Raw genomic sequence first — 14,497 nt, forward strand, 5'->3', positions numbered from 1 at the left:
TCCTGTCTAGCAGCGCTGGCGCGATTCGTCCTGTCACATGCTCCCATCGGGCGATGGCGCGGGCGTAGCGTCCCCAGCGGCGAAGATGTCCTCGATCAGGAACCACAGCATCTCGGGTTCGCTGCTCTTGCTCTGCAAGCCAGCCGGCCCGTTTAGCGCGAGGTCGATGATCTGATGCGAGAGCGCGATCGTCCCCCGCCTCGCCCTCACCTGTTCCAGTGACTCGCCGCCACGAGTCGAGTCCGTGGCGAGCGGCGTCCTGAACAGTGCCCCGGCTGCGGGCGAGGATGAAGACGCGAAGCCTGGGATGAGGAGCGCCGACAAGGGACGCTGGTAGGCCGATCCATTGCGTGTCATACCGCAGGTCGGCCAGATCGCCGAGTACGGCGCCGACTGCCCGGAGAGGTCGAGCTGCGAGGTCTCCCAGACCCCACGGGTCGGGTTCCACTTCGCGAAGGGCTGCATCGCCGGGGGTTGCGTGGTCGGGATTGCTTTGCGCATCGTCGTCTTCTTCTAGGGGTGCGCGGACGGCGGGTGAGGACAGCAGGCCGCGCACGTTCTCGATGACGACGAGCTGGGGTTGCAGCGCGTCGATCGCGGCGGCCATGTACGACCAGAGCCCGGAGCGGGTGCCGGGCGCGAGGCCGGCGCGCTTGCCCACGGTCGAGACGTCCTGGCAGGGGAAGCCTCCACAGAGAACATCGACCGGCTCGACGGTGCGCCAGTCGATGGTGGTGATGTCGCCCAGGTTGGGGGCGTCGGGTCAGTGGTGGGCGAAGATGCGGGAGACGTGTTCGTTGTTCTCGGAGAACCAGATCGTCTCGCCATCCAAGGCGTGTTCGACGGCGAGGTCGAGACCGCCGTACCCGGAGAACAGTGATCCGACCCTGAGTGGGCGAGTCCGGTCGTGAGGGTCGTGCATGAGGGCTCCGGTTGACGGGTGATCCCGGTCGGACTTCACGCATGAGGTCACCACCGGGCTGGTCAGCGACCAGGTGCGCGACCACTCGAACCGCCACCGCTTGCCTCGTCGCCGATGCCGTGACCCGCGCGCGGCGCACCACCCCCGCGTACTTCGGAATCCGTGACTCAGGCGGCGCCGCCAGCTCTCGTTCGCCGGCCCACCGAGCCATCACACGTCTTTCAGACGAGGCGCGAGTCGTCCCGAGTCGCATCGGATGCGACCGAGCTCGCGGGCTCACCTGCCCTCCGTACAGCGGCGGAAGGAGCGGGCCAGGTGACGGTTTCGATGCGCGTGATGAGCGCAGGCGATGGGTACAAGTACCTGTTGAAGTCCGTCGCCGCCGGAGACGGCGACCGGAGCCTGAGCACGCCGCTGACCCGCTACTACGCCGAGGCAGGAACGCCGCCGGGCTTCTGGATGGGCTCGGGGCTGGGCCGTCTTGGGCATGGCGAGCTGGTCGAGGGGGCGCAGGTCTCAGAAGCCCAGCTCGCGCTGTTGATCGGGATGGGCCATGACCCGATCACGGGCGATCCGCTGGGCCGTGCCTACCAGCAGTTCGCCTCGATCGGTGAGCGGATCAAGCAGCGCGTCGACGCCCTCGATCCCGAGCTGGGGCCGGCCGCTCGAGCGCAGGAAGTGGCCGCGATCGAGGCGGAAGAAGCCGAGCGCGGCACCCGCCGCGCGGTAGCGGGCTATGACTTCACGTTCAGCGTGCCGAAGTCGGTCTCCACGATCTGGGCGGTTGCGGACGCCGGCACCCAAGCCCTGATCGCGGACGCCCATCATGCGGCGGTTGCAGAGCTGGTTGCGTTCCTCGAACGCGAGGTTGCAACAACCCGGGTCGGTGCAACCGGCCCGGACGGCGCGGTTGCACACGTCGATGTCGCCGGCGTCGTGGCGGCGGCGTTCGATCACTACGACAGCCGCGCCGGCGACCCGCAGTTGCACACGCACGTCGTCATCAGCAACAAGGTGCTGACCGTGCAGGACGGCAGGTGGCGGACCCTTGCCGGCCGGCCGATGCACGCGGTGGTCGTCGCCGTCTCCGAGCTCTACAACGCCGCTCTGGCCGACCAGCTCACCCGCGTCCTTGGCGTGGAGTGGGAGGCGCGCGAGCGAAGCAGGGATCGGAACCCGGCCTGGGAAATCGAGGGCGTGCCCGACGAGCTGGTGACCGAGTTCTCCACCCGGTCCCGGCACATCGAGGCCGAGAAGGACCGCCTGATCGCGGAGTACGTCGCCAAGCACGGCAGGCAGCCCTCCGCCCGAACGGTGCTGAAATTCCGAGCGCAGGCCACGCTCGCCACGAGGCCGGAGAAGCAGGTCCGGTCGCTGGCCGACCTCACCCGCGAGTGGCGCCAGCGCGCCAGCCGAGTGCTGCGACGCGACGCGAACGACTGGGCGCGCACGCTCACCACGACCAACGCGCAGGCGCCGCGGCGGGTGCTGCGCGCCGATGACGTGCCGCTGGATGTGGTGCGCGAGGTCGGGCAGACCGTGATGGAGACGGTGGGCGAGAAGCGTTCGACCTGGACGCGCTGGAACCTGCACGCCGAGGCATCCCGTCAGTTGATGGGGTGGCGGTTCGCCAGCATCCAGGACCGGGAGGCGATCACCGGGCTCGTGGTCGATGCCGCCGAGCACGCCTCGCTGCGGCTGACGCCGCCGGAACTGGCATCGAGCCCGTTGCAGTTCCGCCGCGTGGACGGCACCTCCCGGTTCCGGCCGCACGCCTCGACCCTGTTCTCATCCGAAGCCCTGCTGGCCGCCGAAGACCACCTCCTGGCCCGCGCCGCCGCCACGACAGGACCGACCGTGCCGTTGGAGACGGTCGAGCGGATCGCCCGCAAGCCCGACGCACGCGGCCGGGTGCTCGGCGAGGATCAGGCCGCGGCGCTGGCCGCGATCGCGGTCTCCGGCCGGGTTGTGGACGTGCTGGTCGGTCCGGCCGGGGCTGGCAAGACGACGGCGATGAACGGGCTCCGGCGGGCATGGGAGAAGGAGCACGGAACCGGCTCGGTGATCGGGCTCGCGCCGTCGGCGGTCGCCGCGCAGGTCCTTGCCGATGACCTCGGCATCGCCACGGAGAACACGGCGAAGTGGTGGCAGAACCACCTCATGTACGGGACCACGTTCACGGCCGGGCAGCTCGTCATCGTCGACGAAGCCTCGCTGGCCGGCACGATGTCGTTGGATCGGCTCACCCGCGAAGCCGAGAAGGCCGGCGCGAAAGTCCTCCTGGTCGGCGACTGGGGCCAGCTCCAATCACCCGGCGCCGGCGGCAGTTTCGCCATGCTCGTGCACGCCCGCGCCGACGCCCCCGAGCTGACCGATCTGCACCGCTTCACCAACGAGTGGGAGAAGACCACCTCGCTCCAGCTCCGCCACGGCCGCACCGAGGCGATCGACACCCTGATCGAGCACGGCCGGATCACCGGCGGCGACGAGGACGCGATGATCGACGCCGCCTACACCGGGTGGCGGGCCGATCTTGCCGCCGGGCGCGCGTCGATCCTGGTCACCGAAACCCAGGCGACCGTCACCGAGCTGAACACCAGAGCGCGCGCGGATCGGATCATCCACGGCACCGTGAACCCCACCCGCGAACTCGCCCTGCACGACGGCACCGCGGTCTCGGAGGGCGATCTGGTCATCACCCGCGAGAACGACCGACGGCTCCGCAACGGCCGAACCTGGGTCCGCAACGGCGCCCGCTGGATCGTCACCGCGGTGAGGGAGGACGGGTCGGTCAGCATCCGCCCTGCCGGCCGCAGGTTCGGCGGCGGGATCGTCCTGCCGGCCGACTACGTGGCCGAGCACCTGGAACTCGGCTACGCGATCACCGCGCACCGCGCCCAGGGCGTCACCACCGACACCGCGCACGCGGTCGTCACCGCCACCACCACGCGAGAGAACTTCTACGTCTCCATGACCCGCGGCGCCCACAGCAACCACGCCTACGTCGCCGTCGACCGGGAAGACGCCGAACACGCGGTGCCGCATCCCGGCGGCAACCCGAACGTCACCGCCCGCTCGATCCTCTACGGCGTGCTCCAGCACATCGGCGCCGAGCTGTCCGCGCACGAGACGATCACCGCCGAGCAAGACCGCTGGGGCTCGATCGCCCAACTCGCGGCCGAGTACGACACCATCGCCCAAGCCGCCCAGCACGACCGCTGGGCAACCTTGCTCGCCGCGTCCGGACTCACCGTCGAGCAGATCGAAGACGTGCTCGGCTCCGACGCCTACGGTGCCCTGTCGGCCGAGCTGCGTCACGCCGAAGCCAACCACCACGACCTCGACACGCTGCTCCCGCGGCTGGTCGCCGCACGGAGCCTGGACGATGCCGACGACATCGCCTCCGTCCTCCACGCACGCGTAGCCCGCGCCACCGCCCGACCCGCCGGATCAGGCCGCACCCGCAAACCCCCGAGGCTGATCGTCGGCCTGGTCCCGCACGCCGGCGGGCAGATGTCAGGCGACATGCGGCAAGCACTGGACGAGCGCCGCGACCTGATCGAGGCCCGCGCCGACGCCGTACTCCGTGGCTCCCTCACCGATGAGGAACCGTGGACGGTCGACCTCGGCACGGCACCGAGGGACGAGAAGCAGAAGGCGGCATGGTGGCGCGCCGCCCGCACCGTCGCCGCCTACCGCGACCGCTACGGCATCACCGACGACCGGACCCCACTCGGCCCGACGCCGGAAAGCACCAGCCAGAAGATCGACGCCATCCGCGCCCGCGCCGCCCTCAACCGCGCCCAAGCCGCCACCACCGAGCCCACGATGACCAAGCCCGCGCGGCAGAGCGCCGCGGCTCGCCCCGCGCCGAGCTTGTGAACGAACGCCGCCGCGAGACTGGCAGTCAGAGAGAGCGTCCGGGCGTGCCCTGTGACGGGTGTCGGTGCCCAAACTCGCGCCCGGCCTCGGGTCGGGTCGCGGCCCGCCCTGGGCTCGGGTCGTCGTCGAGCAGGTCGATCACGTCGCTGGGCTGGGTGACGGTGGAGGCGAAGCCTTGCTTGATGAGTTCGTTCGGCCCTGCGCTCGCGACGCTGGTCACCGGACCAGGCACCGCGCCCACGCCCCGGCCGAGTTCGCGTGCAGCGAGAACGGTCGTCATCGACCCGGACCGCGGACCAGCCTCAGGGATCACGGTCGCACCGGAGAGTGCCGCCATTAGACGGTTGCGGGCCAGGAACCTGTGCCTGGTCGGCGCGGCGCCCGGCGGCATCTCGCTCACCAGCAACCCGACATCCCCGATCTGGCTCAGCAACTCGCTGTGTCCGGCCGGATAGGGACGATCCAGCCCGCCGGCCAGGACCGCGATCGTCTGACCGCTCGCGGCCAGCACGCTCTTGTGCGCGGCACCTTCGATCCCGTAGGCGCCACCGGAGACGACGACCCGTTCCTCATCGGCCAGACCCGTCGCCAGCTCGCCCGCGACCTGCTCGCCATAGGCGGTCGCGGCGCGAGCGCCGGTGATCGTGGCCCGATCACTCAGCGGCGTCGTCAGGAACGAGGCCGCGCCGCGCGTCCACAGCAGGTACGGCGCACGCTCGCCCAGGTCGTTCAGGCCGGTGGGCCATTCCTTGTCCGCCGGGATGAGCGTGCCGAACCCGTGGCGCTCCGCCTGAGCCATCTGATCCAGCAGACCGGGCGTGACCCGCACCGTCAGTCGTTCGCGCCACATCAGTGCGTCGGCGCGGGCCAGGCCGGGCACCTCATCGTCGGACTCGATCAGCCGCAGCGTCTCGACCCCGCCGTGACGGGCGAGGACGTGGCCGGTGGCCGGGTCGTTCGGTTCGGCGATCATCGACAACGCGATCCGCGCCATCCGCTCACCCTGCACCTGCTCCGCCAACGTCGCCATGATCGGTGTCCTCTCGCTCCACGGTCACCGACGAGGTACGCGCCCACCAGCAGATGGGGTTCCTTCTGTCACAGGACGGTCGTAGACTGGATCGAGAGGCAGGTTCAGCAAACTACGCGGGTCCTTCGGGACGGCCCCTCGCGGGCACTCGGTTCATAGCCGCCTCCACGACGGACACCCGTCGCGCTATGACGAGGAAAGAGACCTGCCATGCTCCGCACATCCATGAACCTGAGCGAACGAGGCTACGGGCTGTTCCGATACGCGCCCACGAACCTGCTGCTCGGTGCGATTCGCTACCGCCGTCGAGGCTTGAAGTGGGGCATCCCCGCCATGCTGATCCTGGGCGGGGGCTACTACTTCGCCACGGCGATCTGCTACACGATCATTGAGCAGGAAGGCCCCGGCCCGCTCTACCTGCTGGTCCTACTGTTCGGCTGGAATACCCTCAAGTTCTTCTGGATCGGGCCGGTCAGCCTCATCGTGCTTCTCACCGTCCGCGCACAGGAGCGACGTCAGCGACGGGAGTCCAGGCACGCCGCCGTGCTCCCCGAGGACTCCGCCGAGAGACTGGCCTAGTCGATGAGGTCGGAGAGTTCCAGCCAGCGTTCTTCGAGTTCGGTTGTCTCGTCGTCGACGGCGCGTAGCCTGTCTGCGAGCTTCTGTAGCCCTTCGTAGTCGGCCTGGTCGTGGTCGGCCATGTGCTGGTGCAGGGTCTTCACCTCGGCGTGGAGTTTGTCGAGACGGCGTTCGGTCGAGGCGATTTCCTTCTGCGCGGTGCGTCGTTCGGCACCGGAGAGCCCGGACCTGCCTGCTTCCGCGTCATCGGTCGTCGGAGTGATCGGGCTACTCGTGGGCGATGTCGGCTGTTCGCGCCGCAGCCGCAGGTACTCGTCCACTCCGCCGGGCAGGTGGCGCAAGCGTCCGTCGAGGATGGCGTACTGCTGGTCGGTGATCCGTTCCAGCATGTAGCGATCATGGGAGACGACGATCAGAGTTCCCGGCCACGAGTCCAGCAGGTCCTCCATCGCGGCCAGCATGTCGGCGTCAACATCGTTCGCAGGTTCATCGAGAGCGATGAGGTTAGGTTCGTTCAGCAGCAGGAGCAGGAGTTGTAGCCGCCGCTTCTGACCGCCGGACAGCTCGGCGACCCTCGTGGAGAGGTGTGCGCGGGCGAAGCCGAGGCGTTCCAGCAGTTGGGCCGGTGTGAGGTCTTTGCCGTCGACCTGGAAGGTCGTCTGCGTGCGGGCCAGCACTTCGCGCACCCGGTCGCCGCCGATGTCCGCGAGCTGGGAGAACTGCTGGTCGAGCAGCCCGAGCCGCACCGTCTTGCCCGTCTTGACCCGGCCCGACGTGGGCTGCACGGTTCCGGCGATCAAGCCCAGCAGCGTTGACTTGCCGCTCCCGTTCGCTCCGAGTATCCCGGTCCGCTCACCGGGGGCGAGCCGCCACGTCACCTCGCGCAGCACGTCGCGGTCACCGTACCGGACGCCCGCGCCTTCCAGATCGACCACCTGCTTGCCCAGGCGGGCGACGGCGAGGCGTTGCAGCTCGATCGGATTGCGAACCGGCGGCACGTCCTCGATCAGTTGGTTGGCCGCGTCGATGCGGAACTTCGGCTTGGACGTGCGGGCCGGCGCTCCGCGGCGCAGCCATGCCAGTTCCTTGCGCATCAGGTTCTGGCGTTTGGCCTCGGTGGCGGCGTTGATCCGGTCCCGTTCGACCCGTTGCAGCACGTAGGCGGCGTAGCCGCCCTCGAACGGCTCCACGGTCCCGTCGTGGACCTCCCAGGTCTCGGTGCAGACCTCATCGAGGAACCAGCGGTCGTGCGTCACGACCAGCAGGCCGCCCGAGTTCTTGGCCCAGCGGTTCCGCAGGTGCCCGGCCAGCCAGGCGATGCCCTCGACGTCGAGATGGTTCGTCGGCTCATCGAGAGCGATGACATCCCACTCGCCGATCAGCAACGCGGCCAGCGCGACCCGGCGACGTTGCCCGCCGCTCAGTTCGCCGATCCTCGCTTCCCACGGCAGATCGGCGACGAGCCCGCCGATCACGTCGCGGACCTTCGCGTCGCCGGCCCACTCGTGCTCCGGCCGGTCGCCGACGATCGACCCGCCGACCGTCGCAGCGGGGTCGAGGTCGTCAGACTGCGACAGCACCCCGAAGCGCACCCCGCCTCGCCGCGTCATCCGGCCGGCCTGCGGCTCGATCAGGCCGCTGAGCATTCCCAGCAGGCTCGACTTGCCGTCACCGTTGCGGCCTACGATCCCGACACGATCGCCTTCCTCGACGCCGACAGTCACCGAGTCGAACACCACTCGCGTCGGATACTCCAAGTGCAGGGCTTCCCCCACCACCAACGGCGCCGCCACTACCGCGCACCGACCTTCCCCGAAGTTCGGCCAGGATGCCTCAGCCGTTCGACGCGATGTGCGCCGCGGGTGCGGCACGAACCCCACGAACGTCCCTCGGAGCGGTAGAATGGAGGTGTCCGAACCACATACGGTTCCTGAGTGTTGGGCTCGTCCAGAATCAGCACGTTCGGCTGCTCGAGCAGGATCAGCAGCAGCTGCAGCCGGCGCTTCTGCCCTCCCGAGAGGTCCTTCACGGGCGTCGACAGCTGTGCGCTGGAGAAGCCCATGCGCTCCAGCAGCTGGCCGGGAGTGAGCTCCTGCGCCTTGGAGCCCGAGCCCAGCGTGTAGGTCGTCCGCAGTCGGCCGACGACCACCCGCACGGGCTCGTCGAGGTACTCCTCCAGCTCGTCGAGGCGCTGGGTGAGCGTGGCGACCTGAACGGTCTTGCCGCGCTTCATCCGGCCCGAGGTCGCCTCGACATCTCCGGAGACGAGGCCGAGCAGCGTCGACTTGCCGGCGCCGTTCACACCGAGGATCCCGGTGCGCTCGCCAGGGGCGATGCGCCACTCGACGGGATGCAGCACCGTTCGGTCGGCGCCCGTCACGACATCGGGATACGACACCGAGGCATCCAGCAGGTCGACGACATCCTTCCCCAGGCGCGAGACGGCCAGCGATTGCAGCGAGAGCGCGTCACGGATCTCGGGAACGTCTTCGATGAGCGCGTTGGCGGCGTCGATGCGGAACTTCGGCTTGGATGTGCGGGCGGGCGCGCCGCGTCGCAGCCAGGCGAGTTCCTTGCGCGCGAGATTGCGGCGGCGCTGCTCGATGGCGGCGGCCTGCCGGTCGCGCTCGACCCGCTGCAGGATGTAGGCGGCGTATCCGCCCTCGAAGGGTTCGACGACGCGATCGTGCACCTCCCAGGTCTTCGTGCACACCTCGTCGAGGAACCACCGGTCGTGCGTGACGACCAGCAGTGCGCCCGAGCCGACCCCCCAGCGTCGCTTGACGTGATCGGCGAGCCAGGAGATCGCCTCCACGTCCAGGTGGTTGGTGGGCTCATCCAGGAACAGCACGTCGTAGTCCTCGGAGAGCAGCTTCGCCAGGGCGACGCGACGTCGCTGGCCGCCGGAGAGGTCCCGCAGCGGCGCATCCCACGACAACCCGCCCAGCAGCCCGCCGATGACATCGCGAACGCGGGCATCTCCGGCCCACTCGTGCTCGGGCCGGGAGCCGACGACGACCTCGGCGATGGTGAGATCGTCGTCGAGGGTGTCCGCCTGATCCAGGACTCCCACGCGCACCCCGCCGCGCACGGTCACGCGTCCCCCGTCCGGCTCGAGGCGTCCGGCGAGCATCGCGAGCAGGCTCGACTTGCCGTCGCCGTTCCGCCCGACGATGCCGATCCGATCCCCCTCGTCGATCCCGAGCGAGACGGCGTCGAAGACCACGCGGGTCGGGAACTCCAGGTGCAGGGCCTCGGCCCCGAGCAGATGCGCCATAGGCGTTCCAGGCTACGCGCATCCGACCCCGCGACACCGTCGCGTCTTCAGAGATACCCCAGGGGGTATGTTACGATCGATATTGATGTTGATACCCCCTGGGGTATCGGAGAGGAGTCGTCATGCGAATCGTGATCGTCGGAGGCGTCGCAGCGGGGATGAGCGCCGCCGCCCGTGCCCGTCGCCTGGATGAGACGGCCGAGATCATCGTGCTCGAGAAGGGCTCCGAGGTGTCGTTCGCCAACTGCGGCCTTCCGTACCACGTCAGCGGAGAGATCTCCGAGGCAGCCGACCTGCTGCTGCACTCGCCGTCGTCGCTGCGCGCCGCACTCGACCTCGACGTGCGCCTGCATCACGAGGTGACGGATATCGACACCGCGGCACGGATCGTCGTCGTCGACACACCGGACGGCGTCATCGAGCTGTCCTACGACGCTCTCGTCCTCACACCCGGTGCCGCGGCGCTCCGCCCGCCCCTGCCGGGGCTCGACTCCGCCCGGGTGCGCACCCTCCGCACCGTCGCCGACGCCGTGGCGCTCCGCGACGAAGTCTCCTCGGGCGCTCGCCGCGCGGTCGTGCTCGGTGCCGGCTTCATCGGGATCGAAGCAGCCGAGGCGCTGCGCCACGCCGGACTGTCCGTCGACGTCGTCGAACTCGCGCCGCACGCCCTCCCCCCGCTCGAGCGCGAACTCGCCACGCTCGTGCACGAGGAGCTGCAGACCCTCGGCATCGCGATGCACGCCGGGGTCGCCGCCGAGGCGATCGAGGCCGGCACCGACGTCGACCGCGTTCGTCTCGGCGACGGCACGGTCATCGACGCCGACCTCGTGGTTCTCTCCGTCGGCGTGCGTGCCGACACCGCGTTCGCCGCAGGTGCCGGCATCGAGACGGCTCGCGGTGCGATCGTCGTCGACGACCGCGGCCGCACCTCCGCGCCCGGCATCTGGGCCGCCGGCGACGCGACGGTCAGCGTCGATGCGATCACGGGCACCGTCCGGCCGGTGGCTCTCGCCGGCCCCGCGAACCGTGCCGGACGCCTCATCGCGGACGACATCGTCGGGGGCGACGAAGCCGCTCGCCGCATCCCCCGCACCCTCGGCACCGCGATCGTGCGCGTCGGATCCCTCACCGTGGCGATGACCGGAGCGAACCGGCGAAGCCTCGACGAGGCGGGCTTCGCGTACGAGACGATCCACCTGCATCCCAACCAGCACGCCGGCTACTTCCCGGGCGCCGCGCCGATTCACCTCATCGCGCACATCGATCCGGTCGACGGCACGATCCTCGGCGCCCAGGCGGCCGGTGTCGAAGGTGTGGACAAGCGCATCGACGTGATCGCCACCGCGATCCGCGGCGGGCTCGTCGCCCCCGACCTCATCGATCTCGACCTCAGCTATTCCCCGCCCTACGGCTCGGCGAAGGACGCGGCGAACATGCTCGGCATGATCGCCGAGAACCTTCTCACCGGACGCCTCCGGCTGTGGCACGCGGCCGACGCGACGGACGACGCCGACGTGCTCGTCGTGGATGTGCGCACCCCCGGCGAATTCGTCACCGGGCACCTGCGCAACGCCGTGAACATCCCTCACACCGAGCTGCGCGATCGCATCGAAGAGGTGCGGGACGCCGCCGCGGGACGACCGGTGCGGGTGCTCTGCGCGGCGGGCGTGCGCTCGAACATCGCCCACCGCGTGCTGGTCTCGCACGGGTTCGACTCCTCGTCGCTCTCCGGTGGGACCCGCACGCTGCGTCAGTGGTTCGGCGCCGACGTCGACCGCGTCCTCGTCACCGAAGGAGTACTCGCATGATGATCACCGGCACCCCCGAGGAGCAGGCCGCGGCCCGCAAGAGGATCCTCAACCGGCTGCGGCGGGCCCAGGGTCAGCTGAACGCGGTCATCACCGCGGTCGAATCAGATGCGGGCTGCCGCGAGGTCGTCACGCAGCTCGCCGCGGTCACCAGCGCACTCGATCGCGCCGGATTCGCGATCGTCTCGACCGCGATGCGCGATTGCGTCGTCGACCCCGAAGGGGCGGAGGCGGCCGAAGGGCTGACCACCGACGAGCTCGAGAAGCTCTTCCTCACCCTCGCCTGAACGAAACGACCGAGAAAGGGGCACCACATGTGCCGACAGACCACCTGCAAGACCTGCGGAAAGGCGACCTGGGCCGGATGCGGACAGCACGTCGAGCAGGCGCTCGCCGGCGTCCCCCGCTCTCAGCGCTGCGCCGGCCACGACACGCCCGCGAAGAAGGGCTTCTGGAACGCGTTCCTGCGCTGACGCTCCACCGAACCACCCCTTTCGCGTCGAACCACCCCGCTGTTCGCGGCGACAACGGGTCGTCTCGACAAGATCGGGGTGGTTCGAGGGAGCACGAAAGGGCCTCACCGTCTACGGACGGTGAGGCCCTTTCTGGCGGGACGGATCAGGCGAGACCGTTCTCCGACAGGAACTGCGTCGCGATGTCCTCCGGCGACATCTGGTCCTCGGTGCTCTGCACGTTCAGGGCCACGAGGGCGTCGGCGGTGAGCGCCGCGCTGACCGCGTCGATCGTCTCGGCGATCTCGTCGGCGACATCCGCGCTCACGACGGGAACGACGTTCGAAGCCAGGAACAGCCCCTCGGGGTCTTCCAGCACGACGAGATCCTGGGTCTGGATGCGCGGATCCGCCGTGAACACGTTCGCCACGTCGACCTGGCCGGCCACGAGGCTCTCGACGGTGGTGTCGCCGGTCGGCGAGAACGTGACCTCCACGCCGTACGTCTCGGCGAGTCCGTCGGGGCCGTAGGGACGCTCAGCGAGCTCGGGCGGTCCGCCGAGCGTGAGGGCATCCGACACACCGGCGAGATCACCGATCGAGGTGAGTCCGTTCTCCTCGGCGAACTCCGCCGTGACGGTGTAGGAGTCCTGGTCGCTCGCCTCGGCCTGATCGAGGACCGCGAGGTTCTCCGGAAGGGCCTCCTCGAGCGCCGCGTACACGTCGTCCGCCGTGCGCGCCTCGGTCTCAGGGTCGAAGTACTGCAGCAGGTTGCCGCTGTACTCCGGGAAGACGGTGATGTTGCCCGACTCGATCTCGGGCATGTACGCGTCGCGCTGGCCGATGTTGAACTGGCGCTCGACGTCGAAGCCGGCCCCTTCCAGGGCCTGCGCGTAGATCTCGGCGATGATCTCGTTGGAGTAGTAGGCCTGCGAGCCGACAACGATCGTGTCGTCGCCTTCCGCAGTCCCGCCGTCGGCGGGGTCCTCCGCGAGGGGATCGCTCGATCCGCACGCGGCGAGCACGAGGGCGGCGCTCGTGGCGAGCGCCGCACCGAAGGCGAATCTCTTGCTTGCTGTGAACATGCTGCTGTCCTTTTCTCCGGATGGTAGGGGTTCGTTGGTCAGGAGGATGCCGGCGCCGCCGCGGCGTGCGAGCGCCGGCCGGTCGGACCCGAGCTCGACACGCGACCGGCGCGCACGCCTCGCGGCACGACGAGTCGCTCGAGAACGGCGAAGACCGCGTCGAGCAGAAGGGCCAGCGCCGCGACGAGGATCGCCCCGGCGAGCACCTGGTCGAAGCGATTGAGGTTGATGCCCTGGATGATGTACTGGCCGAGCCCGCCGAGGCCGACGTACGCGGCGATGGTGACCGTCGCGACGATCTGAAGGGTCGCGGCACGCAATCCGGACACCAGGAGCGGCAGGCCGAGCGGAACCTCGATCCGCCAGAGGATCTGCCACTCGGTCATGCCCATGGCCCGCCCGGCGTCGATGATGCGCCGGTCGACGGCCTCGAACCCGGTGTACGCGCCGGCGAGGATCGACGGTATCCCCAGCAGCACGAAGGTCACCACGGCGGCGAGGCCCGTCTGCAGCACCCCGAGGAGCAGCACGAGAAGCACGAGGAGACCGAAAGACGGGATCGCGCGCGCCGCGCCCGACACGGCGACAGCCAGTTCGCGCCCGCGGCCGGTATGGCCGATCGCCCACCCGACCGGGACGGCGACGACGGCGGCGATGAGCACCGAGAGGAACGTGAACCCGAGGTGCTGCGCGAGTGCCACCGGTATGCCGGTGGGTCCGCTCCACCGCTCGGGGTTCGCCAGCCACACGAAGGCGTTGATGATGAGGTTCACGCGGGAGCCTCCGCCCCGGCGAGCACCCGCCGCGCCCGACGACGCTCACGACGCGAGGGTTGCCGTGACCACGGCATGAGGGCGCGACCGGTGAGCACCAGGAGGTAGTCGATCAGAAGCGCGATGACGACCACGGCGACGACCCCCGCGAGCACCTCGGGGATGATCCGCCGCTGGAGTCCGTTCGTGAAGAGGTACCCGAGGTTGGTGACACCGATCAGGATTCCGACGGTCGCAAGCGAGATCGTGCTGACCGCCGTCACCCGCAGGCCGGCCAGGATCACGGGACCGGCCAGGGGGAACTCGACGGCCCAGAATCTGCGCGCGCCGCCGAACCCCACGGCCGTCGAGGCCTGCCGCACCCCGGAGTCGACCGACTGCAGACCGTCGGACACCGATCGCACCATGATCGCGAGCGCGTAGATGGTGAGCGCCACGATCAGGTTGATCTCGCTGATCGCGCTGTACCCGAAGATCGTGGGCAGGATCATCAGCAGCGCGAGCGAGGGGATCGTGTAGAGCAGCCCGACCACGGTGATGATGCCGCTGCGCAGCAGCCGGAATCGGAACGCCACCCACCCCAGCGGCACCGACAGCACGAATCCGATGACGATCGCGAGGATGCTCTGCCGCAGGTGGATCAGTGTCAGCTCGCCGATGAGGTCGAGGTTGTCGAGGACCCAGTCCACG

The 14,497-nt window shown here is 69.5% G+C and carries 12 protein-coding genes and 2 pseudogenes; 5 read left to right on the plus strand and 9 right to left on the minus strand.

Features of this window, described 5'->3' with window-relative positions; all coding sequences use genetic code 11:
- Positions 1 to 33 precede the first annotated feature (33 nt).
- The 3 genes and pseudogenes from ACGG9C_RS15490 to ACGG9C_RS15500 all read right to left on the minus strand — a co-directional run bounded on the left by ACGG9C_RS15490 (position 34) and on the right by ACGG9C_RS15500 (position 922).
- The gene (locus ACGG9C_RS15490; RefSeq protein ID WP_187326295.1) at positions 34 to 501 is read right to left on the minus strand and encodes a hypothetical protein; all 468 of its coding nucleotides are present in this window, start codon (positions 499 to 501) and stop codon (positions 34 to 36) included.
- A gap of 94 nt (positions 502 to 595) precedes the next feature.
- Positions 596 to 748: pseudogene (locus ACGG9C_RS15495) on the minus strand (DNA cytosine methyltransferase); the annotation flags it as partial.
- A gap of 15 nt (positions 749 to 763) precedes the next feature.
- The gene (locus tag ACGG9C_RS15500) at positions 764 to 922 is read right to left on the minus strand and encodes a DNA cytosine methyltransferase (RefSeq protein ID WP_187326294.1); all 159 of its coding nucleotides are present in this window, start codon (positions 920 to 922) and stop codon (positions 764 to 766) included.
- 336 nt (positions 923 to 1,258) lie between these two features.
- Between ACGG9C_RS15500 and mobF the strand changes: the two genes are divergently transcribed.
- Complete coding sequence (gene mobF, locus ACGG9C_RS15505; protein WP_228480967.1) at positions 1,259 to 4,804, plus strand: MobF family relaxase; 3,546 nt, start codon at positions 1,259 to 1,261, stop codon at positions 4,802 to 4,804.
- Between the two features lie 25 nt (positions 4,805 to 4,829).
- On the opposite strand, the gene dprA is transcribed toward mobF, so the two are convergent.
- The gene (gene dprA, locus ACGG9C_RS15510; protein ID WP_194384898.1) at positions 4,830 to 5,834 is read right to left on the minus strand and encodes a DNA-processing protein DprA; all 1,005 of its coding nucleotides are present in this window, start codon (positions 5,832 to 5,834) and stop codon (positions 4,830 to 4,832) included.
- 210 nt (positions 5,835 to 6,044) lie between these two features.
- On the opposite strand from dprA, the gene ACGG9C_RS15515 reads away from it, so the two are divergent.
- Positions 6,045 to 6,413: a sulfate permease gene (locus ACGG9C_RS15515; RefSeq protein ID WP_194384897.1), complete on the plus strand. Its 369-nt coding sequence runs from the start codon at positions 6,045 to 6,047 to the stop codon at positions 6,411 to 6,413.
- Here the strand turns inward: ACGG9C_RS15515 and ACGG9C_RS15520 are convergent.
- Both ACGG9C_RS15520 and ACGG9C_RS15525 read right to left on the minus strand, forming a co-directional pair.
- Positions 6,410 to 8,206, minus strand: a complete 1,797-nt coding sequence (locus tag ACGG9C_RS15520; protein WP_194384896.1) for an ABC-F family ATP-binding cassette domain-containing protein — start codon at positions 8,204 to 8,206, stop codon at positions 6,410 to 6,412. The genes ACGG9C_RS15515 and ACGG9C_RS15520 overlap by 4 nt on opposite strands.
- 146 nt (positions 8,207 to 8,352) lie before the next feature.
- A pseudogene (locus ACGG9C_RS15525) lies at positions 8,353 to 9,690 on the minus strand (ABC-F family ATP-binding cassette domain-containing protein); the annotation flags it as partial.
- Positions 9,691 to 9,812: 122 nt separating this feature from the next.
- On the opposite strand from ACGG9C_RS15525, the gene ACGG9C_RS15530 reads away from it, so the two are divergent.
- Genes ACGG9C_RS15530 through ACGG9C_RS15540 form a run of 3 tightly spaced genes read left to right on the plus strand, consistent with a single transcriptional unit; the run spans position 9,813 to position 11,971 of the window.
- A complete protein-coding gene (locus ACGG9C_RS15530) occupies positions 9,813 to 11,498 on the plus strand; it encodes an FAD-dependent oxidoreductase (RefSeq protein WP_071042831.1) in 1,686 nt (561 codons plus the stop codon).
- A complete protein-coding gene (locus ACGG9C_RS15535) occupies positions 11,495 to 11,785 on the plus strand; it encodes a metal-sensitive transcriptional regulator (RefSeq protein ID WP_075807062.1) in 291 nt (96 codons plus the stop codon). Before ACGG9C_RS15530 ends, ACGG9C_RS15535 begins: the two co-directional genes overlap by 4 nt.
- Before the next feature lie 27 nt (positions 11,786 to 11,812).
- A complete protein-coding gene (locus ACGG9C_RS15540; RefSeq protein WP_176759351.1) occupies positions 11,813 to 11,971 on the plus strand; it encodes a hypothetical protein in 159 nt (52 codons plus the stop codon).
- Positions 11,972 to 12,116: 145 nt separating this feature from the next.
- Here ACGG9C_RS15540 and ACGG9C_RS15545 read toward each other — a convergent pair whose 3' ends face one another.
- The 3 genes from ACGG9C_RS15545 to ACGG9C_RS15555 are packed head-to-tail and all read right to left on the minus strand — an operon-like array spanning position 12,117 to position 14,496.
- Positions 12,117 to 13,034 (minus strand): glycine betaine ABC transporter substrate-binding protein, encoded by a 918-nt coding sequence (locus ACGG9C_RS15545; RefSeq protein ID WP_390178856.1) that lies wholly within the window; start codon positions 13,032 to 13,034, stop codon positions 12,117 to 12,119.
- Positions 13,035 to 13,072: 38 nt separating this feature from the next.
- Positions 13,073 to 13,807, minus strand: a complete 735-nt coding sequence (locus ACGG9C_RS15550) for an ABC transporter permease (protein ID WP_071042829.1) — start codon at positions 13,805 to 13,807, stop codon at positions 13,073 to 13,075.
- Entirely contained in the window at positions 13,804 to 14,496 is a 693-nt protein-coding gene (locus ACGG9C_RS15555) for an ABC transporter permease (RefSeq protein ID WP_071042828.1), read from the minus strand. The genes ACGG9C_RS15550 and ACGG9C_RS15555 overlap by 4 nt, the downstream gene beginning before the upstream one ends.
- Position 14,497: the final 1 nt, after the last annotated feature.

Origin of the sequence: Microbacterium sp. MTN4-26 (assembly GCF_042846595.1) — a bacterium.
Taxonomy (GTDB): domain Bacteria; phylum Actinomycetota; class Actinomycetes; order Actinomycetales; family Microbacteriaceae; genus Microbacterium; species Microbacterium luteum.